Raw genomic sequence first — 19,731 nt, 5'->3', positions numbered from 1 at the left:
CGGCCTGTGCTGGTAGCGTTATGCAAACTCTAGGATTCAGTAATGAACATGAATCAAGTGACATTACCTGTCTCAGAGATCGAAGAATCAGTGGATTTCTACAGAAGAATGGGATTTTTGCAAATTGTCGATACTCCACATTACGCTCGATTCGTCTGCCCTGAAGGAGGGGCCACATTTTCTCTATCGCTGGAAACTGAGAAATTTACTAACGGTGGCGCCATATACTTTGAAGATGAAAATCTTGACAAATTGGTTTCCTCTCTAAAAGAAAAAGGGTTTAAATTTTATCAAGACCCTACGGATATGCAGTATCTTTGGCGTGAGGCAATCCTTCACGATCCTGCAGGAAATAAAATCATATTGTATTGGGCGGGTGAAAATCGTCTAAACCCACCATGGAGGGTAAACAAACATGCATAACAAGGCCATCTTGCATCGCCAGCAAGCTGGCTGGACAAATTTTCCGTGGCTCGTTTTACGCTTAAAAGCTACGCTAGCGCAAAACGTTCCACTCCAAATTTGCCGCAAATGGCGGCGTTATATTTCAAGGAAACTATGTACTACGAAAACGAAGATTATCGTATAAGTGATGACCGAGAAGATATTCAACTAGATATGGTAGAGTCACTACTAAGGTCATCATACTGGGCGAGTGAGCGAAGCCTAGAAACCATGAAAACCTCCATAGAAAATAGTATTTGCTTTTCACTTTTTTTCAATGGCGGTCAAGTTGGTTTTGCACGGGTAGTAACAGACTTTGCTTCGGTCGCTTATATTGCTGATCTAATTATTCACCCCGACCACCGTTCTAAAGGTGTAGGAAAATGGATGTTTGGGGTTATAGCCAACGACCCACGCTGGAATTCTAAGTTTCAATTCCTAGCTACGGATGACGCACATGGTTTATATGAGAAGTTTGGTTTTTCAGGTAGTAATAAATTAATGAGCACAAAAATATAACAAGTTGCTCAAACATCGTTCCGGCGCAAAAAAACGCGCCTCCACTGGACAGCCTACGCTGCGCTTCGGCTGCCGATTAGCAAGGCGTTAAGCATCTAATTGAAAAATGAACTTCGAACCATTTATTGAAAGTAGAAAAGAATATTTCCGAGCATGTAAATGTGGAAGAGACCACGAAAATAAATTCATTCGGGGTATGTTTCACTATTCCGAAGACAGCTACACTGGATTCTGTGCCGCATTATTAGAGCATCAAGAAGAGAAGCACATTTGGCTATCGTTTCTAACTGGGGAGTGGCCAAATACAAATGAAGAAGATTGCGTAGTAACGTGTCATATTTACTTAAGTGAAAAAGGCACGCACTTTTCAATCTCTGACGGTGAAAGTTCACCCTTTGAGGCCAGTGACATATTCGATTGCTACCAAGTATCTCGCAATCAAGTACTAGCGGTTAATGGAGCTAAAGAGTGGTTTATAAACACCTATTCATCGCTATTCAAAACAGATGGTGAAATTGGTAATTACCTTGGTGAGCCCAATGCTTAACAAACGCATCTTGCAACAGCCACTTCGTGGCTTGGACGGTTTTTCCGTTCGTTCCTCACTCCAAAACCGCCGCAAACGCGGGCGTTAGCCTAATGAATATCAGACCAATAGAAAACGAAGATTTACCTGAAATTTTTGAGATATATGCTCAATCGAAGCTGGATGAGCTGCGTTTTGAAAATAGGGATTTTGAGCTAATCCATCTAGAAAATGACACAAAAAGATGGCCTAAAATAAAGGAATCAGAAATATATGTTTGTGAAGACGATGAAATTTTAGGGTTTGGCGCTATTTTTAGATCTGAAATTAGGGCCCTGTTTGTTTCACCGACTTCTCGTGGGAGAGGAGTGGGAAAATCCCTACTAGAATTACTGTTGTCTAAAACCGGTGGTAATGCAAGCCTATGGGTAACAAGTTCCAATAAACCAGCTATGACACTATATAGCCAATATGGTTTTAAGATAGTTAGGGAATTTTTCGCATCTTATAATGGTCAGGACGTTTTAGTAAGTGAAATGGTTCGGCGAGGCTAACAAGGTGGTGCACCCGACCCACACTGCTACGCTCGTTTTGTGTGGGTCGCTACGCTCCAATTTCACACAAAACGCTTCCGCAGTGCGGTCGGGTGACCACAGCGTTAGACCGCCGCACATCTAGATTGCAGCGGTCATTGATTATCCTTAGAAAATTGCCTCCTAATTTATCTTGTCAACCTCCCGACTATTGTTCTTACCATCGGGGCAACAATGGCAACTGTAGGAAATGCTATTGGCCATGTAGTAATACAGCTTTTGAACCACTGCCCAGCAAATCCTGAATGAATCCCTTGTGAGATTGCAAGGACGAATGCGGACACGATGCAGACCATGATGGCCGAAAGCAAAGCGCTGAAAAGAATTGGGGAAAAACGAGCGGGAATATACATATGAATCTCCTGAGTACGGTTTATTGAGTGTTACTTTCATAATGAACATAAAAGCTTTAGTGCCCATCCTGATGCATATAGGCCAAGCCCAAAAACTGCATGATTAATAAAACTATGCAGTCGTGCAGAGTTGGGTTTTGGTGTTCGAGATGAGGCAATACCAGCCCCCATGCCCGGTTGCATTAATAGAAAGGGTGCTGCCACTGTTCCAACACCAACAACGAGCGCCGGACCAATGGTTGGGTTGAAAATCCAAGGCTTGCCTGCGGTAACAACCAGCACGGCTGCGAAAGCTATCCCTATCAAGTAGTGGGCAATCCATCCAATATAGTGCTCTCCTAGCATAGGAGCAGATTCTGCAATAGAGTCGTGACGAAATTTTCCGTGGGTCATATAAGCTAACCAGCGCCCCACCATTCCATAATTTGGGGGGTTAATTTCGAACAGTGATTTCCTCAATATGCTCCACAAGTCCATCACGGCAGTTGCTCCAATTCCGATAAAAAATACAACCATTAGTTTGTTAATAAATCTCTCCTTTGCTTGTTTCGATTTCGAACTAGTGATAGCGTACCACCTCAAGTCGACTTGAGGTCAAGACTAATTTATGGACATAGCAGAGGTAGCCAAGCGTTCCGGGGTTCCAGCTTCCACATTGCGTTTCTATGAAGAAAAAGGATTGATCAACTCTGTTGGCAGGCAGGGGCTGCGCCGAGTATTTGGGGCCAATATTTTGGAGCGGCTTGCATTGATTACGCTGGGGCGAGCTGCTGGGTTTTCACTAGATGAAATTGCTCAAATGGTAGGTGCTAATGGAAGCCCAAATATTGATAGAGAGCTGCTGGCTAAAAAGGGAGACGAATTGGATAGCACCATACAAAAGCTGATAGCTATGCGCGATGGGCTTAGGCATGCAGCTGTCTGTTCTGCTCCGAGCCATATGGAATGTCCTAAATTTCGTCGCCTGCTCGGATTAGAGGCATCTGGGGCGATTAAAAGTGAAGGCTCGGATCAACTGCCAAAAAGGCGGCGATCTAACAAAGCGTTGCACCGGACAAGCCGGTGAACGCGGCGTTAAGCCTATAAAGGAATATCAACCAGTGAGCAAGTACATTGGCTGTATCATCAATGAACTTGAAGAGTCTGAGGTGGTGGGCGACGATTTCAGATTGTTTGTAATTTTATTAACCATCGATGACGATGGAGAAATAATAGCAACCGAATCTGAAATGCCAATTGGTAGAATTGGCGTGGATATCGAGCATCAAGAGTGTCTTTTTCACATAGTGCCTGACGAAGAGCCCATAGAGATTTCTGAGGCATATGCGGAACTAGCATCGATTGATTCAACATTTTCTCTTGTCTCCGCAAGCGAGCAGGAATTTGATGATTCATGGGTGAGAATAGACAACCCTGTAATTGGCTTTGGAGAAAACATAGATGAAAAACGGTTTTTCATCGTCTGCAAGGCTTAACAAGGCCAACCAACATCGTTCGCTGCGCTCTCTGGACAGCCTTGCGCTTGTGTTTTTGTGCATGGCTGCGCCATCATTACACAAAAACACAACCGCAAGTCTGCCGTTGTTGGCGGCGTTATAAGTCTACGGTGGTCTTAGGACTGGCAACCCGAACCATCGTAGTGAATCCCAGCAAAGTATCAGTGCAATGCAGTAGAACCGTAGCACTACCGCCACTGCGCAGGCAATGTAGCAATACACCTCAGTGGTGGTAAACTTAAGCTCAACGCCAAAAGAGAAATCGCAAGGCAGCAAAGTGGCACCAACGGAAGGTAAAGCAGCAATCACACCCTCCTCCCGTTCGCTCTCGGCAGCCCGCGAAACAAAGCACAAAACAGCAAAACCGTGGCCCGCGCTTTTTGTCCGTGCCACGTCAAACAAAACAGCAGGTAGCAATATGGCCACCACATATAACAATACCAGGCACACTCGCCAGCAAGCTGGCTGGACCTCCGCTGCGTTGCTCGGTTTGTGCTTTTTCGCTACGCTAGCACAAACCAATCAACACAGCTCCGGCCTGTGCTGGTAGCGTTAAATTTCGAGAGTGTACGCCGTCACAATACAGGAGGTAAATTTATGAAGTTAAAAGTATTAACTCTCATGCTAGCGGTGATGGGGCTACAAAATGTACAAGCTGATGTTATTAATAGCGGAATTAGCTATGCCAACGCATGCTCAAGAGTTTTAGATCAGAGCGATTCACCTGACTATAATTTTTGTCTTGGACTTTTCATCGGCGCGACTAAAGGATATAACTTTGGCTTCCAGGCTGGAATAATGTATCCAAATGCATTCGGAAAAATTGATATTGAAGATCCGAAAGTAATGCAGCGTTTTGAGTTGATTGGAGAGGCTGGTAAGAACGGTGCATCCTATGGGTACTGCCCAAGGAAGGGAAGTACATTTCATACGGATTTGTCGGCTTCCATTTCAGAAATTAAGCGCAATCCAGAGCTTCATGACATACCCTCTGCTACAGCTATTATCAAAGCGCTAGGTCTAATTTATCCATGCAAATAATTTAACAAGTCGTGCCAGTCGGACAGTTTGTTCCATGGCTTTTTTGTGTTGGCCGCTACGCTAGCACAAAAGACCACTCCACAAACTGCCGCTGCACTCAGCGTTGAGACTGTAGAAAAACTCCCAAAACCAGTCGTTTTTCGCTAGAATTGGCTATCGCCACAGGGAGTTATTGTATGCCTAATTTCAAGACCCCTAACTACAACCAAGACACCATGGTTGTAGTCAATTTTGAAGAGCAGATTCGGCCTGGTACGTTTGAATTTGTTCTCCATCACCTCATAGAAGACAAGCTCGATCTCTCAGCCTTTTACGATAAATATAAAAACGACACTGGTGGTCGCTCCGCTTACAATCCTGCCATTTTGTTAAAGATTATTCTATACGCCTACTACAAAGGTGTTCGCTCCAGTCGAGACATCGAATGGGAATGCCAAAACAATATTATGTTTAAGGCACTCACGTGCGACACTACTCCCCACTTTACAAGTATCGCCAGCTTCATAAGCAGCCATCCCGACGCGATTGAAGATATCTTCACTCAGATACTGATGGTGTGCGATGAGGAAGGTTTAATCGGCCACGAACTGATTGCTATTGACGGCGGAAGGCCGCCCCGCTGCAAGATCTCCTCTAACGCCGCTAAAGAACATTCTGGCACCTTTGATGAACTTGCGCGTAAGCGAGATAAGATTCAACAACAAATCAAAGCTTGCATGAAAGAACACAAGAGTCTCGATCGGCGTAGAAAAGGCGAAGGTGATAGGAAAGATCAACTCGAAAAAACAATCGACACACTGGATAAACACTTCAATAAAATCGACCAGTTCCTAAAGACAGCAGCCCCAAGGATGGGGCAAGGTAAACGGCCAAAGGAAGTAAAAAGCAATATCACCGATAACGAATCGGCCAAGATGCTTACCAGTAAAGGCACAATACAAGGTTACAACGGCGTCGCTGCCGTCGACAAAAAGCATCAAATCATTGTCGATGCCCAGGCATTCGGTGAAGGCCAAGAACACCACACATTAAAGCCTGTATTGGATAAGATCCAACAACGTTACGCTGATGCTGAATTCGGTAGCCTAATAGAAGACCAAATCGTTGTCACCGCAGATACCGGGTTTGCCAACGAAGCTAATTACGCCTATCTGAAAGAGGAAGCGATAAACGCCTACATACCAGACAATGCCTTCAGATCACGCGACCCAAAATTCCAAAGCCATAAGAGCGATCACGGTAAACGACACCAAGATACAGTGAAAGGCGTAAAGCGTGTTATCCCTGCTGGAGAGTTCCAACTAAATAGAAGGAACAAAACCTGCATTTGCCCTGAAGGTAACGAAATGTGGTTGCGCAACGAAACAACAGACGACTTTGGAAAAGTGAAGCTCTTCTTTGAAGGAAAACTGACGGACTGCCGAAATTGCGCGAGAAAGCATGAATGTATGCGCAACCCCTCCTCCGCTGACACCAGAGAGGGCCACGGTAGACAAGTTTCCTTTACTATGAACACTTCAAAATCACCAACTGCTTGGATGCAAAAACGAGTAGATAGTCGGTACGGAAAACAAGTTTACGGGCATCGAATGTCTACAGTAGAGCCAGTGTTTGCTAACATAGGTACCCAGAAGGGGTTAAATCGTTTCTCTCTTCGAGGCAAACAAAAGGTGCAGGGACAATGGCAACTATATTGTTTAGTCCATAATATTGAGAAAATCGCCAACTACGGGGCGATAAACTAGAGTTGTAGCGACAACAAGTCGACGAACGCGATATTACATGAAATATCGGCAGAATAGTTTAGAAATGGGTCGATGAGACTATGAAAAATAGTAGCGAAATACCAGGGATCGCCAAATTAGTTTTTCTACAGTCTCGTTAGGGCTGGTCGTAGTGCCCACCAATAGCGAAGATATAAATGGACTTATCATCGAAACGATATATCAACCGGTCTTTCTGCGAGATTCGTTTTGACCAAAGGCCCGAGAGGTTGTGCTTGAGTGGTTCAGGCTTGCCGAGGCCGAATGAAGGGTCATCAGATCGGAGCATTTCTTTTAATAATTTGCAGAGTGCTTTGTGCAGCCGTTTGTCTTTCTCGCGCATAGTTTCATACGCTTCCCAGGTATTGCCCTCAAATACCAGTGATCTCATTCATCTGCTCGTCAGTCGGCTTGTAGCCTTGTCCATGGGTATGGGTTTCAAGAGATTCGACAATTTGTTGCATGAGGTTCTTGCTTTGGAGTACGTGCAGGGTTTCCTGCTCTCTCTCCCAGTCTTCAGCGCTCATTACAACAAAAGCCTCCCCAGCTCGCCTAGTCACTTTAAGCGGTTCATGCCTGCTAACCACCTGTTCTACAACGCTTTTCAGGTTGTCCCTAAATTTATTTACGCTAATTGTGTCCATAAGGCCACCTTTATGTACGGAAATTCCGTACAACTATATACCATAGGCCCTAACAATGCCAAGCAGCATCAGTCGCTACGCTCCTTGGATAGCCTTGCTGTTACTTGTTTTGTGCATGGCTACGCCATTGTTGCACAAAACACTCCACATCAAGTCTGCCGCTGTTGGCGGCGTTATAGCCTGCTGGTTGACGCGGCGTACGCTTAGGCGTACGCTAAGTCATTTTGGAGGTGACTCATGACCATACTTAACGCTACAGAAGCCCGCACCAAGCTCTATGCCTTGATTGACGAGGCATCGGCCAGCCATCAACCTATTGTTATTACAGGGAAAAGGGGGAATGCAGTCCTGCTGGCAGAAGAGGACTGGAACGCCATAAGCGAAACGCTGAACTTGCTGGCTGTGCCTGGTATGCGGGAGTCTATCCGTGAAGGCATGTACGCTGGGCTCGACGAGTGCAATCAGGAGCTTGATTGGTGACCTGGAAGCTCTACTACACCAAGCAGGCTCAAAAAGATGCTCTCAAACTCGCCTCATCAGGGCTTAAAAATAAAGCTCAAGAGTTGCTGCAAATTATCGAGCAAGAACCCTATCAGAAGCCGCTGCCCTATGAAAAGCTAATTGGTGACTTGGCGGGTGCATACTCCCGAAGAATAAATATCCAACATCGATTGGTTTACCAAGTGCTAGAAGAAGATAAAGCGGTCAAAATTCTTCGGCTGTGGACTCACTATGAGTAAAAGCTATAACAAATCAAAGCACTCGGACTTGGTAAAGCTGTCACCTTTTTTGTTCCAAAAAAACTGCCAACTTCACCAAGCCGGTTTTTGAGGCGTTATAAGTCCGTGTTACCCCAAGCGATAAAGAATTTAGATATGTGTTACTGTGATTTCTCCTGAGCATATGCTCGTCGATCCAGGTACACAAAGTGAACAACGGATACGAACTATTAACTTGCAAAGATAAAGGCCAAGGTATTTTCGCGACTAAACAATTTCATTCTGGTGAAATTGTCATGGTGGGTGTTATCGAAAAAGATAATATCGATGAAAACCACTCTCATGCCTCGCAGATGGGAGAGTTTAGGTACGCATTGCATGGCGGAGAAATTACCAAAGTTAATCATTCCTGCAACCCAAATTGTGGAATAAATCTAAATAACGCAGGCGCACATGATTTTATTGCAATGCATCCTATCGAAATCGGTGAGGAAGTAACATTTGACTATGCAATGAGAAATTACATTATTGAGCACTTTCCATACACATGTTGTTGTGGCGCGAAAAATTGCAGAGGACGTATTACTGGCTGGAAAGATCTCCCTGAAAGCTTCAAGTCGACCTATAAAGGTTATGTGGCACCATATCTCATAGAAATTGATGTACAGCTCAAGAATTAGCAGGCTAATGACTTAACAAGTTTGTCCAGTTGAGGTTTCGGCCTACGTTTCGTTTTGCCGTGGCTTCGCCACTTTACCCCAAAACTACACTACAACCAGAACGCAACTGGCAACTAATAAGACATCCAAATTAAAAACCAAAAAGTACGGCGAATAATCAAGACTAAAAAATAATTGGCCACTCGGGAACGACGGTTAGTGGTTCGTCATTTAAGAATCGTTGCGTTAATAAAGTCCTCTTATACAACCGGTGCCATCGTTGGCAAACTTAGCGCTTGGTTAAGGCTCTGGCTTTCCCAGGGTCGACATTTAACACCACATGTAGGCGATTACTCATCACTGCTTACGCGTAGATATCAATGGTAAAGACACTGGCCAAATGCAACCATCGATCCTCTGCCCACTGGCGCCGATGCTCCTAGAATTTGCCTGTGTACCGGTCTTCACCACGCAGAAACGCTCTGAGCACACAGCGAGAAACAACGTAATAACAACGAGTTACGCCCAAAAAGACCTGGTGCTTGCACGCTCTATCCATTCCAAACACCCCTAATTAAGATTATGTATATACAGCTTATTGTTTGTACAACTTATGAAATCATCAATCAAGCATCAAAGTGGGTGTCTGGGCTAGGCTATGTCAGATGTCTATGTTAGGCTATGCGAAACAAGCATTAAGGTGGCTATCTTTAGGTTAGGCTAATGTCTAGCTTAGAGTTAAGCCAACCGTGCATAGCTTTAGTGCAGGTTACAACCTGCGCAGGCCGGCTCCCCAACCGGGGTAAGAAATGGCCTGAGACACCCTTTGAACGCCCCTTGCGGCGCCATCAATGAGTTTCCTATCGAACGTGCACACCCGTGCCGTCCTCTTCTATTTTGGACACGTCTGGCTCAAGTAGATCAATCGTTTTGGTTTGCTAGCCTACTCGTTTGCCCGTGGGCGAACATTTACAGAGCGATTTTATGTTATTTACAGAACTTGGCCTGCAGGAGCAGATCCTCAAGGCGATCACTGATAACGGCTATACCCAGCCAACTCCTATTCAGGCGCAGGCTATTCCCGCCATTCTTTCTGGCAAAGATGTTATGGCTGCGGCTCAGACCGGCACCGGCAAAACTGCCGGCTTCACACTACCAGTACTGCAGCACCTGAGCAAAGGTCGTCGTGCCGGCGCTAACCGTGTGCGCGCCCTGGTGCTGACGCCAACCCGCGAACTGGCCGCGCAGGTCCTCGACAGTGTTGAAACCTATGGCAAAGGCCTCCCGCTGAGCGCTAGAGTCGTTTTTGGTGGCGTGAAGATAAACCCCCAGATGATGGCCCTACGCAAGGGCGCGGATATTCTGGTGGCGACCCCCGGCCGACTGCTGGACCTGCACAATCAAAATGCTCTACGTTTTGATGATTTGGAAATTCTGGTATTGGACGAAGCCGACCGCATGCTGGATATGGGCTTTATCCATGACATAAAGCGAATTCTAAAGGTGCTGCCAACGAAGCGTCAGAATTTGATGTTTTCCGCTACTTTCAGCGATGACATTCGGAAGCTGGCGAGCGGAATCTGTAACAACCCTGTACAGATCGACGTTGCACCGCGTAACTCCACGGTGGAAACCGTTACTCAGCAGGTGTACGAAGTTGCCAAAGAAAACAAAGTTCACCTGTTGACCAGCCTACTGAAAACCAACTCGGAGCAGACCATTGTATTCAGCCGCACCAAGCATGGTGCCAACAAGCTGGTGAAGGTTCTCGATAAAGCTGGTGTTCAATCTGCAGCAATACACGGCAATAAAAGCCAGAACCAGCGTACCAAAGCACTGGATGATTTCAAGCAGGACCGAATTCAGGTGCTGGTAGCAACCGATATAGCGGCTCGTGGAATCGATATTGATCAGTTGGCTCAGGTCATCAATTTTGATCTTCCTAACGTCTCGGAGGATTACGTACACCGTATTGGCCGTACGGGTCGCGCCGGTGCCACTGGTGTTGCCATCTCTCTCGTTGCTCCGGAGGAAACTAAACTCCTGCGCGACATTGAGCGACTCATCAAGCGCAAAATCGAGCGATTGAACACGCCTGCGTTTGAAGTCGTAAAAGGCGAAGTGCCGGATTTTGCCGACCGCCCTAAAGGCCAGAACCGTGGACAGGGCAGACGCCAGAACGGTAATGCATCCGGTAACCGGAACGGAAACAGAAATTCCGGAAACAGAGCCGAAGCCAACCGATCTCGTCCGCAGAATAATCCTGATTCAAGCCGCAACAACAGTCCCGATGGCGAAACACCCAAACCACGCAGGCCCCGCAGGAAATCCCGCCGCCCGGTAGACGCAGATGGTAACGCCCAGGATAATTCGCGTAACAATTCCAATGAGCGCCGCCCTCAGCAGGGTAACCGCAACCGCGATGAAGAAGGTGGCCAGCAGAGACAGCAACAGCGCCGTCGGCGTAATCCTTCTGGCGAGCGCAAAACGCAGGGCAATCAGGAAAATCGCGGGAATGCCGCGCAGCCGCAGCGGGCTGATAGTCGAACCGTGAAGAGCCCATCGCCTCTGTCGAAGCTGAAGAAGTTTTTTGGCGGGTGATTTATAGAAATGCTCTAGCCCAAGACAGGCACTAACAATATTTAGTGCCTGTGCCAAGCGCCTACCATAACCAAGTAATCCAGAGAAATCTGCTACCCTCCGCTTTACGGCGAAATAATTGCTCTACCGATGCTAGCCATTGCAGAATACACTCAAGTACCGTGATCGCCCGAAGAGATTCGATCAAACATTTCATCCTACTCTGGCAAATATTGCTATCGGCCCACTATACCGGTGGCTGCATCTGGACAACGACATTGATTATCTCTATGGGTATCTAGCCTGCTTTGATGCTATTAGCTTCGGGATTCTTGCCGCATTGCTGCAAAATAAAGTAAGCCGTAATGTGATGAGAATCTGGCAGGTCGCCGCAGTGGTCGGGTTAGTGGTGATTTATTTCTCCGGAATTCGTGGCCACGTTGTTTTTGGTTTTACTGGCATTGCTCTGTGCACAGCGATTTTGCTTATTCATATTCCCCCTAACCAAACGCCCTTTTGGAGTTATCTAACACTACCGCTACGGTGGATGGGGCGACACAGTTACGAACTCTATCTGTTCCATATTATCGTTTTAGGAGTGATGCGCTTTTACATCCCGCCGTCCACTATCTTAGGAAACACCAAATTATTGATGTTTGGAATTATGGTGGGCACATCTTGTTTTGTTAGCTTTGTAGTTGCTCGCTGGTATGCAACCCCTATCAACAGGTGGATACGCCAGCGCCGTGTTGCGCAGTCTTCCGGCACGGGCTCATAAATACGCAACCTGAGTTCAACTGATAATACACCCACGTCAATATTCCCCCAACTAGAGTCAATGAAGTGGGCGTCTGGTTTAGATGCACTTGGGTTCCGTGTCAAATCTTAGCCAGGTTGGCGCTTAAACGCTCCTAATACTCGCCAAAGTTCAACGCGCACTGAAATTACATCAGTAAATACAACGCTTTTTACAACGCTGGCATCAACGGCCGGCGATTAATCTGTCCTTGTTTTAACACAACATCAAAAACAATCTCATCAAAAGGACTTTTCTCATGACAATCAATTCATACAGAGCTTTCGCAACCGCTACATTACTAGCCTCTGCCACTGCACTTACGTCTCTGTCTGCATTTGCCGGAAATAAAAATGGCTTGGACGCCAGAGCCAACGAGTTTCAAATGACTCGACCGGCGGCCCTATCTGAAGGCTGCGCCACAAAAGCTAAGGGATTCGTCCGAATAACCCCTGTTGGCGAAGCAGAACGGATGGAAATTTTTGTTCAAGGCATGCCAGCCAACTCTGAGGTTGAAGTATTCACTATCCAGGTGCCCGAGTTTCCATTCGGAATGTCCTGGTATGTGGGCGATATTAAAACCAACGCCAAAGGGAAAGGTTACGCAAGTTTTGTCAGCCGATTCAACGAAGAGACCTTTGTTGTAGCCCCGGGAGAAGCCATTGCCACGTTGAGTCATGACGCCGATGCGGCGACCAACCCAGCCACCGCGCCAGTACACACCTACCATGTAGGCATATGGTTTGACTCACCGGAAGACGCTATATCACTGGGTTGCCCGGGTATTCAGACACCCTTCAACGGTGACCACACAGCGGGTATTCAGGTGCTCAACACAGGCCGATTCCCAGATACCGCAGGACCGTTACTAGACTAATAAGCGCAATCATTCCGGCTGGCCTGTCTGTTTAAACCTATATTACCCAACAGACAGCGGCCGGTAGCGGAAATTAGCGTCAAGACCAGCCACTGCTCAAAAGTTTTGTACCAGAAGTCGTTGCTAGACATCCGCACGGCCAACCGTCGACACCGGCGGGCAGCCACAATTAAAGCGCTACTCAGCAAGATGGAACTGCTGCCCTGCCCTTCATCTATAAATTAAAACACCACTTAAATCCATCACCGCATCTACTAACTTGCCTCTGCGTCTGTGATAATGGATTTCGGATCTGCTCGTGCATTGAGCTGCAAGAACTCGCTGACTCAGCCACGAGCAGCAATCTAGCGCAGTTCAACCTCTTCTATCACTAATCCTGCGTCCAAAGTTACGATGGCATGTTCAATGCGCCGAATGACGCCCCGGGCTTCAGGAGCACCCTTTTAAACAATCAGGCGTGCCAATCTCAATCTCTAAACTAAATAAGTGTGTTACTTTTGGGGGCATACGATCAACGCCTGAAGGGATCCTTCGCAAAATTCTCTATACACACCTGTAATTTCTACCGACCTGTCATTTCTAACGAATACTGCTCTAAATATTCCGACAATGTGAATTACCGCCCGCAGCAACCTAGACCGCCGTCGTTGAAGCCATTGTGGTAAAAATGATTGAATTGCTAGGTAGAGTTGCTGTAACACAACGCGTTGCTATGTACTAAGCGCGGTTTAAACGGCGTTCCACAAGTACAGTAGAAATACGCGGCGTGGGCTCAGCACACGCAACCCCAAATGCAGACTGGCGCAGCTCGGCAAACAAACACGGTTTACAGGAGTTTTCGAATTTGGACATTGCCATGACATTGCTTGGCGAACTCACCATCAGCCGCAACGACACGTCCGTGAAACTACCCGCCTCACGCAGAACCAGGGCTTTGCTAGGATTTTTGGCCAGCACTTCTCGGCCCCACCGGCGTGACCGCTTGTGCGAATTATTCTGGGAGATTCCTGATGATCCCCGCGCGGCATTACGCTGGTCTTTGACTAAAATCCGCCCATTGGTAAATGACGTTAGCAACGAAAGGCTGAGCGCAGATCGAGAAAGGGTGTCGTTGCTAACCGGGGAGCTCGGGGTCGATGTCCACCAGCTGACGCAACTGGCAGAAAAGAAGGATCTAAGCGCTGTCGAATTGACATTTATCTCGCAACAGCTGAATGAACCCTTCCTGCCCGGACTAGACCTTCCCTCTCAGCCACTCTATCAGCAGTGGCTGGATACCGAACGTCTGGCGCTGACCCGCCTGCAGGCCAGTGTTCTGGGGCGGCTGGCCGGGCACTTGGAACTGACCGCTTTGCAACAGCTTACCCATGCCCAGGAATGGCTGACACTGGATCCATTCAACACGGAAGCTGCAACCCGGGTGCTTGTTCTGCTGGAGCGGACGGGACGTCCGCAGGACGCCGGTAAGTTACAATTCCAGCTTGGAGAACGATTTCGCAACGCCGGTATCGCCTGGCGCCCTGATATCCATGCCGCAGAGCAGGCACAGACAGATAGCAAAAACATGCAAGCCGGTGGCAGGCAGCTCCTTACACGCCAGCGCATCCGCTTCTGTTGCGCTGCAGATGGAGCGCGCATTGCCTATGCCTCGGTGGGCGATGGCCCGCCAATCGTCAAGGCAGCCAACTGGCTAAGCCATCTTGAACACGACTGGGGAGCTCCCATCTGGAGCCCACTATTCCAGGAGCTAGCCCGTGATCATCGACTGGTTCGTTATGACGAGCGTGGCAATGGGCTTTCTGACTGGAAGGTCAACGAAATTTCCTTTGAGTCTTTTGTCTCGGACCTTGAAGCTGTTGTGGAGGCCGCCGGGCTAAAACGATTCGCACTGGTGGGAATTTCCCAGGGGGCCTCGGTCTCCATCGAGTATGCAGTTCGACATCCCCAACGGGTTAGCCACCTTATTTTATTTGGTGGCTATGCAGCGGGCTGGCGAGTGCAGGCGGAACAGCAATTAAGCCGGGAGCGGGAAGCCATAATTACGTTAACCGAAAGCGGCTGGGGCCAGGATAATCCGGCCTATCGTCAGATATTCTCGACAACGTTTATGCCTAGTGCCAGTGCGGAGGAGCTCAACTGGTTTAATGAGTTCCAGCGGCTCACCACATCGCCTGAAAACGCTGTCCGGTTTCTAAATGTGTTTGCAGATATCGACGTGCGCCATCGCTTAGCACAGGTCCAGGTGCCGGTTCTCGTCATGCACTCACTCGGCGATCAGCGCATCCCGATAGCCACCGGTAGGGAAATGGCGGCAGCCATACCGGGAGCGGAATTCATCGCCTTAGACAGCGATGGGCACCTTTTACTAGGCCACGAGCCGGCTTCGAAAACCTTCGTCAGTTCCGTGCGGTACTTTCTTTCTCGCACACCAGAGCGGGAAACAACAATCTGAGCCAGTACGCCTACCTAAAAGGACAGACTGAGGCATTAAGCTAGGTTTAATCAAAATCCGATTATAATATTAAGTTCATAGGAGACTTCGTGATAAAACGTATTGAAACATGGATCGATTCAATCAATGCTAAATACCAACCGCAGCGAAAACCGTGCTCAATCTTCGCTGATGAATTCAGTGGATTTTATTCGGAACAATTTTTAGAGGACTCTTACTTCGTAGTTATTGAAGAAACCCCAAAGCCAAATTTCCCCGAGCTACGCTCAGTCGGCCTTGGTGACTTTATAGACATGGAGGTCAATGGAATAACGTATAAAAACACGTACTACGTACATCCCCGCTGTACCGGTGAACTGCGCCTACATTTTCATGAGCTTGTTCATGTGGCTCAATGGAAACTTCTAGGCGCTCAGCACTTTATAACTCGTTATATCAGCGAAATGCAGAATTACGGTTACCGTGATGCGCCGTTGGAGCAGATGGCATACACCCTAGATGGTCATTACTCTCAAGGTGGAGCGCCAGTAGATGTGGCAAATTATGTGCAGTCAAGATTGTAACACCCAGCCGTAGTCACCCGCTCGCTTCATTCTGTGGCCGGGCAAAAGTTGCATCGCGCTTCGCATCCAAGCGTAGTGTTTGTCTGCATTTTGGGTGTTAGACGACCCGATATCCCAGATGAGCAGAGGATGCTATGAACATCAATGAGAATGCCGTACTAAAGATCTCTAAAAATATTGAAATTCAGGTACCCGTGGAAAGAGTATGGGATCTGCAAGCCAATATTGACCAGTGGCCTAAATGGCACCCCGAGATCACTTATGCAAAATTGGCCACAAGCTTGGAGCCTGGAAAAACCTTTGTGTGGAAATCTAGCGGTTTCAAACTCTCTCATCTACCATCGGGGGAGTAGATAAACATAGTTTTATTGGGTGGAACGGCAAAGGCTTCGGCGCATCTGCAATCCATATTTGGGAGTTTAAACAGTCAGAGAATGGAAACACATTGGTATGCACACAAGAATCCATGGTCGGATGGCTCGAGAAGCGGCTAAGAGGCATGATGTCCAAGAAAGAGGCTGTACTAATAACTGTGTAACTGCCTAACATTAAAACACGCTGCCGAATCTCAATATTGAAAATACTACTTCGCTGCCTCAGTGCTACTAACCTAAGTCGACTGGGCTGATACTACTCAACACCATAGCCTAGTTAAGATTCTCTGTGGTTTGTAGTACCTATACTCTTTACTATTTGTGGCTGTAGGATCGTACTTTTTTAAAGCAAAAACTCTATCGAAACTCCTACAATGGACGCCACTCTTGCCAATCGGTCTGCTGGCCATATTTGGAGCAACCCGGGCCTAACAATCGACTACAGCATTCGCTGTGCTATCAAGCAAATAACCCATATAGATATCGGTTTCCCCAAGATTTTAGCCAGCACCCTCGACGTGTACACAGGCCTTACAGTGCCAGTGGTGCGGTACCTCGGGCCAAATCATTTCATCAGCAGCCACACACGCCTCCAAATACCTCCGTGCAAGGTGGCAATATTTAGCACAATCAATCTTTTTGACACCACAAGATAGCCACATTTTAGGCCAAAAATGGTTCTTAAAAGCTAGGAGCCAGAATCATGTTCATCGCGCATCTTCCCTCGGGTATTATTTATGGCTATTGCCTATCGCGAAGCCATAAAGCAGAACATTTAACTAAGCCACTCATTTACATAGCCTGCTTTTTGGGAGCCACTGCTCCAGATTTGGACATGTTTTACTTCTATTTCATTGATAACAAACAAACCTTGCACCATCAATATTGGAGCCATCTCCCGGGGTGTGGCTTTCGTTTTTCGGCGTGGCAGGCTTGGCAACAAAGTTTTCAGTGTTTAATAAAACCGCAGTTTATGCCGTTTATTTCTTTGTCGGAGGGGTTATACATTTGCTGGTAGATACCGTCGTCGGTGATATATGGTCGCTATTTCCGTTAAGCAACGGCTTAATTTCACTGTTCCAAGTGCCATCTTTATGCAATCCTTGGTGACTGAACTTTATCTTTCACGGGTCTTTTGCTTTGGAAGTAATAATTACAGTGGTGGCCATTGGTTTGGTTAATCGGGAACACAAGGGCGCATGAGGTGTTTAGGTATTTACCGCATAACCACTACAGCTTATTTTGTGCCGTTTTGATGAGACTCTACGCCAATACATGTGGCATCATAAAACCGCCACAGAATGCTAAAACGCCTGTAGCCTATGGAAATTGAGTAACGGCTTGTCACCCGCCATTAAGAGCAAAAGCACATACGTGTGCGTGAACCGACGATTATGAAAATTGACTACAAGATCAACCACCCCGTCAGCGCCGATCAGTTTATCGAATTGCTAAACGCCTCTACCCTAGGCCAGCGCCGACCGGTGGATGACTATGACTGCATCGCCGGTATGCTTGCTAACAGCAACCTAATTGTGAGCGCGTGGCATGGTAGCCAGTTAGTTGGCATTGCAAGGAGCGTTACGGATTTTCACTACGCCTGTTATTTATCAGATCTGGCGGTTAGCGCTGAACACCAGCGCTCTGGCATTGGTCGTCAACTACAAGCCGTCACCCAGCAACAGCTAGGCCCAAAATGTAAGCTGATTTTAATCGCCGCACCGGCAGCGAACACTTACTATGAAAAGTTGGGCTACAGTCATAACCCGCGCTGTTGGGTGATGGATCAACCCTGCGGGCTAGAAGATGGCTAAATGGCTATGAGTGTTCGCAGAGCAAACGCGGATGATATTCCACAACTCGCAGAACTAGTGTCTTCCCTGGCTGGCTTTTACCTGGATGATCCAAACACAGAATTACCCGCCTGGTTTAAAGAGACGATTAGCGAGCCTGCCTTTGAGGCCCGTATTAAAAGCCAAGACTACGTCAATATCCTGTATGAAAACGCTGGCCGTGTGGAGGGTTATGCAGCATTGAAAGATGGCTCGCATCTGTATCATCTTTTTGTTGCCAAAAGCCAGCAAAGAACGGGCATAGCCACACTACTTTGGCGCAGCCTGTTAACCTACTGCCATGCTGATTTAGTAACTGTGAGATCGTCTATGTACGCAGTGCCAGTGTATGAAAGGTTTGGATTTACTGTAGAAAGGCCGGCTGGCCTCAAAGATGGTATTGCCTTTCAACCTCTGGTGCTGAAGTTAAACCACCGCGGGTAGCACGGCTCGCATGAGAGCACATAAGATCTCGTGGGCCGGCCACGCTTTTCGAAAATATCTAGGCTGAACCTTTACCGTTAGCGGCTCAGGCAAACTGTACTTAATGCGGAAGGACAGGAAGAAGCACAGTGGGAGAAACGAACAAGGCACCTATGATAGGTGCCTTGAGATAGATGCATTGTTGCACGAGGACGGTTTACTCAGTGGCTGGAACCAAAGTAATTTCAACTCGGCGGTTTTGCTGCTTGCCTTCGTCGGTGCTATTGGAGGCAATGGGTTGAGACTCACCAAAACCAACGGTTTCTAAACGCACAGAATCAACGCCTTTGTTAGCCAAGTAATCGGAAACCGCGTGGGCACGAAGCTGAGACAAGTTTTTGTTGTAGCTTTCTGAGCCGTCGCTATCAGTGTGGCCAGCCACAACAACCAACGTTTTGTTGTACTCTTCTAGCACCAGCTCTACGGAATCCAATACTGGGTAGAAGTCAGTGGCGATATCTGAGCGCGCCGTGGCGAAGGTAATGTTTCCTGGCATAATCAGGTTGATATTGTCCCCTACTCGCTCAACGCTTACACCAGTGCCACGTAGCTGCTGGCGCAGTTTTGCTTCTTGAGCATCCATGTAGTATCCCACGCCACCACCAATGGCAGCACCGCCAGCAGCTGAGGACAAGATACGCTTATTACGGGTGGATGAATCTTCATCTTTGTTGTCGATGTAAGCAATTACTGCAGCAACAGAAGCGCCCACGCCAGCGCCAATGGCGGTTTTGGAAGTCTCTTGTTCGCCGGTGTATGGGTCGTAGGTGCTGCAACCAGCCAGCACGGCCGCCATAGCACAACCAACCAGCAAGCCACCCCAGGTACGGGAGGTGCCCAAAGTTGACGCATTGGAGCTCACATTGGCGGAAAATTTAGTTAATTTCATATTAGTAACCTTATTTGCTGTCTTGTTACAGTAAAACAAATCGCTTAGGGCTGAGTGAAGCTCGCTTGCGGTGTGAAGCGGCACTCTTGGCCTCAGCCATATGTTGAAAACTGCTGCTTGCCTCGGTA

At 47.5% G+C, this 19,731-nt stretch carries 24 protein-coding genes; 19 read left to right on the top strand and 5 right to left on the bottom strand.

All coding sequences use genetic code 11. The features are described 5' to 3' along the window. Nucleotides 1–42: 42 nt before the first annotated feature. From ACGHM3_RS10580 to ACGHM3_RS10565, 4 genes are all read left to right on the top strand, one after another. On the top strand, nucleotides 43–423 hold the full coding sequence (locus ACGHM3_RS10580) for a VOC family protein (RefSeq protein WP_390518078.1): 381 nt from the start codon (nucleotides 43–45) through the stop codon (nucleotides 421–423). Between the two features lie 45 nt (nucleotides 424–468). Further along, on the top strand, nucleotides 469–963 hold the full coding sequence (locus tag ACGHM3_RS10575) for a GNAT family N-acetyltransferase (RefSeq protein WP_390518076.1): 495 nt from the start codon (nucleotides 469–471) through the stop codon (nucleotides 961–963). Between the two features lie 106 nt (nucleotides 964–1,069). Beyond that, nucleotides 1,070–1,510, top strand: coding sequence for a hypothetical protein (locus tag ACGHM3_RS10570; protein ID WP_345416692.1), 441 nt, complete (start codon nucleotides 1,070–1,072; stop codon nucleotides 1,508–1,510). 92 nt (nucleotides 1,511–1,602) lie between these two features. Further along, complete coding sequence (locus ACGHM3_RS10565; RefSeq protein WP_345416695.1) at nucleotides 1,603–2,043, top strand: GNAT family N-acetyltransferase; 441 nt, start codon at nucleotides 1,603–1,605, stop codon at nucleotides 2,041–2,043. 167 nt (nucleotides 2,044–2,210) lie between these two features. Here ACGHM3_RS10565 and ACGHM3_RS10560 read toward each other — a convergent pair whose 3' ends face one another. Together ACGHM3_RS10560 and ACGHM3_RS10555 are read right to left on the bottom strand one after the other, a co-directional pair. Further along, nucleotides 2,211–2,435, bottom strand: coding sequence for a DUF2798 domain-containing protein (locus ACGHM3_RS10560; RefSeq protein WP_390518074.1), 225 nt, complete (start codon nucleotides 2,433–2,435; stop codon nucleotides 2,211–2,213). A gap of 36 nt (nucleotides 2,436–2,471) precedes the next feature. Next, complete coding sequence (locus ACGHM3_RS10555; RefSeq protein ID WP_390518243.1) at nucleotides 2,472–2,963, bottom strand: DUF2938 domain-containing protein; 492 nt, start codon at nucleotides 2,961–2,963, stop codon at nucleotides 2,472–2,474. A 79-nt stretch (nucleotides 2,964–3,042) separates the two neighbouring features. Here ACGHM3_RS10555 and ACGHM3_RS10550 point away from each other — a divergent pair, with 79 nt between their 5' ends. From ACGHM3_RS10550 to ACGHM3_RS10535, 4 genes are all read left to right on the top strand, one after another. After that, a complete protein-coding gene (locus ACGHM3_RS10550; RefSeq protein WP_345416701.1) occupies nucleotides 3,043–3,501 on the top strand; it encodes a helix-turn-helix domain-containing protein in 459 nt (152 codons plus the stop codon). A 34-nt stretch (nucleotides 3,502–3,535) separates the two neighbouring features. Then, complete coding sequence (locus ACGHM3_RS10545; protein ID WP_345416704.1) at nucleotides 3,536–3,910, top strand: hypothetical protein; 375 nt, start codon at nucleotides 3,536–3,538, stop codon at nucleotides 3,908–3,910. 618 nt (nucleotides 3,911–4,528) lie between these two features. Continuing rightward, nucleotides 4,529–4,972: a hypothetical protein gene (locus ACGHM3_RS10540; protein WP_345416707.1), complete on the top strand. Its 444-nt coding sequence runs from the start codon at nucleotides 4,529–4,531 to the stop codon at nucleotides 4,970–4,972. A 176-nt stretch (nucleotides 4,973–5,148) separates the two neighbouring features. Continuing rightward, nucleotides 5,149–6,717, top strand: a complete 1,569-nt coding sequence (locus tag ACGHM3_RS10535; protein WP_345416711.1) for an IS1182 family transposase — start codon at nucleotides 5,149–5,151, stop codon at nucleotides 6,715–6,717. A gap of 136 nt (nucleotides 6,718–6,853) precedes the next feature. Here the strand turns inward: ACGHM3_RS10535 and ACGHM3_RS10530 are convergent, their stop codons facing one another. Continuing rightward, the gene (locus ACGHM3_RS10530; RefSeq protein WP_390518071.1) at nucleotides 6,854–7,078 is read right to left on the bottom strand and encodes a Txe/YoeB family addiction module toxin; all 225 of its coding nucleotides are present in this window, start codon (nucleotides 7,076–7,078) and stop codon (nucleotides 6,854–6,856) included. A gap of 28 nt (nucleotides 7,079–7,106) precedes the next feature. After that, a complete protein-coding gene (locus ACGHM3_RS10525; RefSeq protein WP_345416717.1) occupies nucleotides 7,107–7,379 on the bottom strand; it encodes a type II toxin-antitoxin system Phd/YefM family antitoxin in 273 nt (90 codons plus the stop codon). A gap of 237 nt (nucleotides 7,380–7,616) precedes the next feature. On the opposite strand from ACGHM3_RS10525, the gene ACGHM3_RS10520 reads away from it, so the two are divergent. The 11 genes from ACGHM3_RS10520 (at nucleotide 7,617) to ACGHM3_RS10470 (ending at nucleotide 18,675) form a co-directional block, all read left to right on the top strand. Beyond that, nucleotides 7,617–7,859: a type II toxin-antitoxin system Phd/YefM family antitoxin gene (locus ACGHM3_RS10520; RefSeq protein ID WP_345416723.1), complete on the top strand. Its 243-nt coding sequence runs from the start codon at nucleotides 7,617–7,619 to the stop codon at nucleotides 7,857–7,859. After that, nucleotides 7,856–8,119: a Txe/YoeB family addiction module toxin gene (locus ACGHM3_RS10515; protein WP_345416728.1), complete on the top strand. Its 264-nt coding sequence runs from the start codon at nucleotides 7,856–7,858 to the stop codon at nucleotides 8,117–8,119. The genes ACGHM3_RS10520 and ACGHM3_RS10515 overlap by 4 nt, the downstream gene beginning before the upstream one ends. Before the next feature lie 188 nt (nucleotides 8,120–8,307). Further along, complete coding sequence (locus tag ACGHM3_RS10510) at nucleotides 8,308–8,778, top strand: SET domain-containing protein-lysine N-methyltransferase (RefSeq protein WP_345416731.1); 471 nt, start codon at nucleotides 8,308–8,310, stop codon at nucleotides 8,776–8,778. Between the two features lie 963 nt (nucleotides 8,779–9,741). Beyond that, nucleotides 9,742–11,358 (top strand): DEAD/DEAH box helicase, encoded by a 1,617-nt coding sequence (locus ACGHM3_RS10505; protein WP_345416734.1) that lies wholly within the window; start codon nucleotides 9,742–9,744, stop codon nucleotides 11,356–11,358. 139 nt (nucleotides 11,359–11,497) lie between these two features. Further along, nucleotides 11,498–12,115 carry a hypothetical protein gene (locus ACGHM3_RS10500; protein ID WP_345416737.1) on the top strand — a complete coding sequence of 206 codons (618 nt, stop codon included), beginning with the start codon at nucleotides 11,498–11,500 and terminating at the stop codon, nucleotides 12,113–12,115. 277 nt (nucleotides 12,116–12,392) lie between these two features. Further along, the gene (locus ACGHM3_RS10495) at nucleotides 12,393–13,010 is read left to right on the top strand and encodes a hypothetical protein (protein WP_345416740.1); all 618 of its coding nucleotides are present in this window, start codon (nucleotides 12,393–12,395) and stop codon (nucleotides 13,008–13,010) included. 844 nt (nucleotides 13,011–13,854) lie between these two features. Further along, nucleotides 13,855–15,462 carry an alpha/beta fold hydrolase gene (locus tag ACGHM3_RS10490; protein ID WP_345416743.1) on the top strand — a complete coding sequence of 536 codons (1,608 nt, stop codon included), beginning with the start codon at nucleotides 13,855–13,857 and terminating at the stop codon, nucleotides 15,460–15,462. Nucleotides 15,463–15,551: 89 nt separating this feature from the next. Further along, nucleotides 15,552–16,025, top strand: a complete 474-nt coding sequence (locus ACGHM3_RS10485; RefSeq protein ID WP_345416746.1) for a hypothetical protein — start codon at nucleotides 15,552–15,554, stop codon at nucleotides 16,023–16,025. Between the two features lie 134 nt (nucleotides 16,026–16,159). Then, entirely contained in the window at nucleotides 16,160–16,378 is a 219-nt protein-coding gene (locus tag ACGHM3_RS10480; RefSeq protein WP_345416749.1) for an SRPBCC family protein, read from the top strand. 1,415 nt (nucleotides 16,379–17,793) lie between these two features. Continuing rightward, entirely contained in the window at nucleotides 17,794–18,213 is a 420-nt protein-coding gene (locus tag ACGHM3_RS10475; RefSeq protein WP_345416752.1) for a GNAT family N-acetyltransferase, read from the top strand. A gap of 6 nt (nucleotides 18,214–18,219) precedes the next feature. Beyond that, nucleotides 18,220–18,675: a GNAT family N-acetyltransferase gene (locus tag ACGHM3_RS10470; RefSeq protein ID WP_345416754.1), complete on the top strand. Its 456-nt coding sequence runs from the start codon at nucleotides 18,220–18,222 to the stop codon at nucleotides 18,673–18,675. Between the two features lie 196 nt (nucleotides 18,676–18,871). Here the strand turns inward: ACGHM3_RS10470 and ACGHM3_RS10465 are convergent, their stop codons facing one another. Then, nucleotides 18,872–19,603: an OmpA family protein gene (locus ACGHM3_RS10465; protein WP_345416757.1), complete on the bottom strand. Its 732-nt coding sequence runs from the start codon at nucleotides 19,601–19,603 to the stop codon at nucleotides 18,872–18,874. Nucleotides 19,604–19,731: the final 128 nt, after the last annotated feature.

It is taken from the genome of Halioxenophilus aromaticivorans (assembly GCF_042850945.1).
Taxonomy (GTDB): domain Bacteria; phylum Pseudomonadota; class Gammaproteobacteria; order Pseudomonadales; family Cellvibrionaceae; genus Halioxenophilus; species Halioxenophilus aromaticivorans.
The sequence above is the reverse complement of the archived record's forward strand: the minus strand, read 5'-3'. Positions and strand labels throughout refer to the sequence as shown.

Excerpts from the sequence above, each read along its gene's own strand:
- ACGHM3_RS10560 (WP_390518074.1), bottom strand. The coding sequence starts at position 2,435 with ATGTATATTCCCGCTCGTTTTTCCCCAATTCTTTTCAGCGCTTTGCTT.
- ACGHM3_RS10465 (WP_345416757.1), bottom strand. The coding sequence starts at position 19,603 with ATGAAATTAACTAAATTTTCCGCCAATGTGAGCTCCAATGCGTCAACT.
- ACGHM3_RS10475 (WP_345416752.1), top strand. The coding sequence starts at position 17,794 with ATGAAAATTGACTACAAGATCAACCACCCCGTCAGCGCCGATCAGTTT.
- ACGHM3_RS10520 (WP_345416723.1), top strand. The coding sequence starts at position 7,617 with ATGACCATACTTAACGCTACAGAAGCCCGCACCAAGCTCTATGCCTTG.
- ACGHM3_RS10570 (WP_345416692.1), top strand. The coding sequence starts at position 1,070 with ATGAACTTCGAACCATTTATTGAAAGTAGAAAAGAATATTTCCGAGCA.
- ACGHM3_RS10580 (WP_390518078.1), top strand. The coding sequence starts at position 43 with ATGAACATGAATCAAGTGACATTACCTGTCTCAGAGATCGAAGAATCA.
- ACGHM3_RS10565 (WP_345416695.1), top strand. The coding sequence starts at position 1,603 with ATGAATATCAGACCAATAGAAAACGAAGATTTACCTGAAATTTTTGAG.
- ACGHM3_RS10495 (WP_345416740.1), top strand. The coding sequence starts at position 12,393 with ATGACAATCAATTCATACAGAGCTTTCGCAACCGCTACATTACTAGCC.
- ACGHM3_RS10530 (WP_390518071.1), bottom strand. The coding sequence starts at position 7,078 with ATGCGCGAGAAAGACAAACGGCTGCACAAAGCACTCTGCAAATTATTA.
- ACGHM3_RS10550 (WP_345416701.1), top strand. The coding sequence starts at position 3,043 with ATGGACATAGCAGAGGTAGCCAAGCGTTCCGGGGTTCCAGCTTCCACA.
- ACGHM3_RS10525 (WP_345416717.1), bottom strand. The coding sequence starts at position 7,379 with ATGGACACAATTAGCGTAAATAAATTTAGGGACAACCTGAAAAGCGTT.
- ACGHM3_RS10540 (WP_345416707.1), top strand. The coding sequence starts at position 4,529 with ATGAAGTTAAAAGTATTAACTCTCATGCTAGCGGTGATGGGGCTACAA.
- ACGHM3_RS10535 (WP_345416711.1), top strand. The coding sequence starts at position 5,149 with ATGCCTAATTTCAAGACCCCTAACTACAACCAAGACACCATGGTTGTA.
- ACGHM3_RS10480 (WP_345416749.1), top strand. The coding sequence starts at position 16,160 with ATGAACATCAATGAGAATGCCGTACTAAAGATCTCTAAAAATATTGAA.
- ACGHM3_RS10470 (WP_345416754.1), top strand. The coding sequence starts at position 18,220 with ATGAGTGTTCGCAGAGCAAACGCGGATGATATTCCACAACTCGCAGAA.
- ACGHM3_RS10505 (WP_345416734.1), top strand. The coding sequence starts at position 9,742 with ATGTTATTTACAGAACTTGGCCTGCAGGAGCAGATCCTCAAGGCGATC.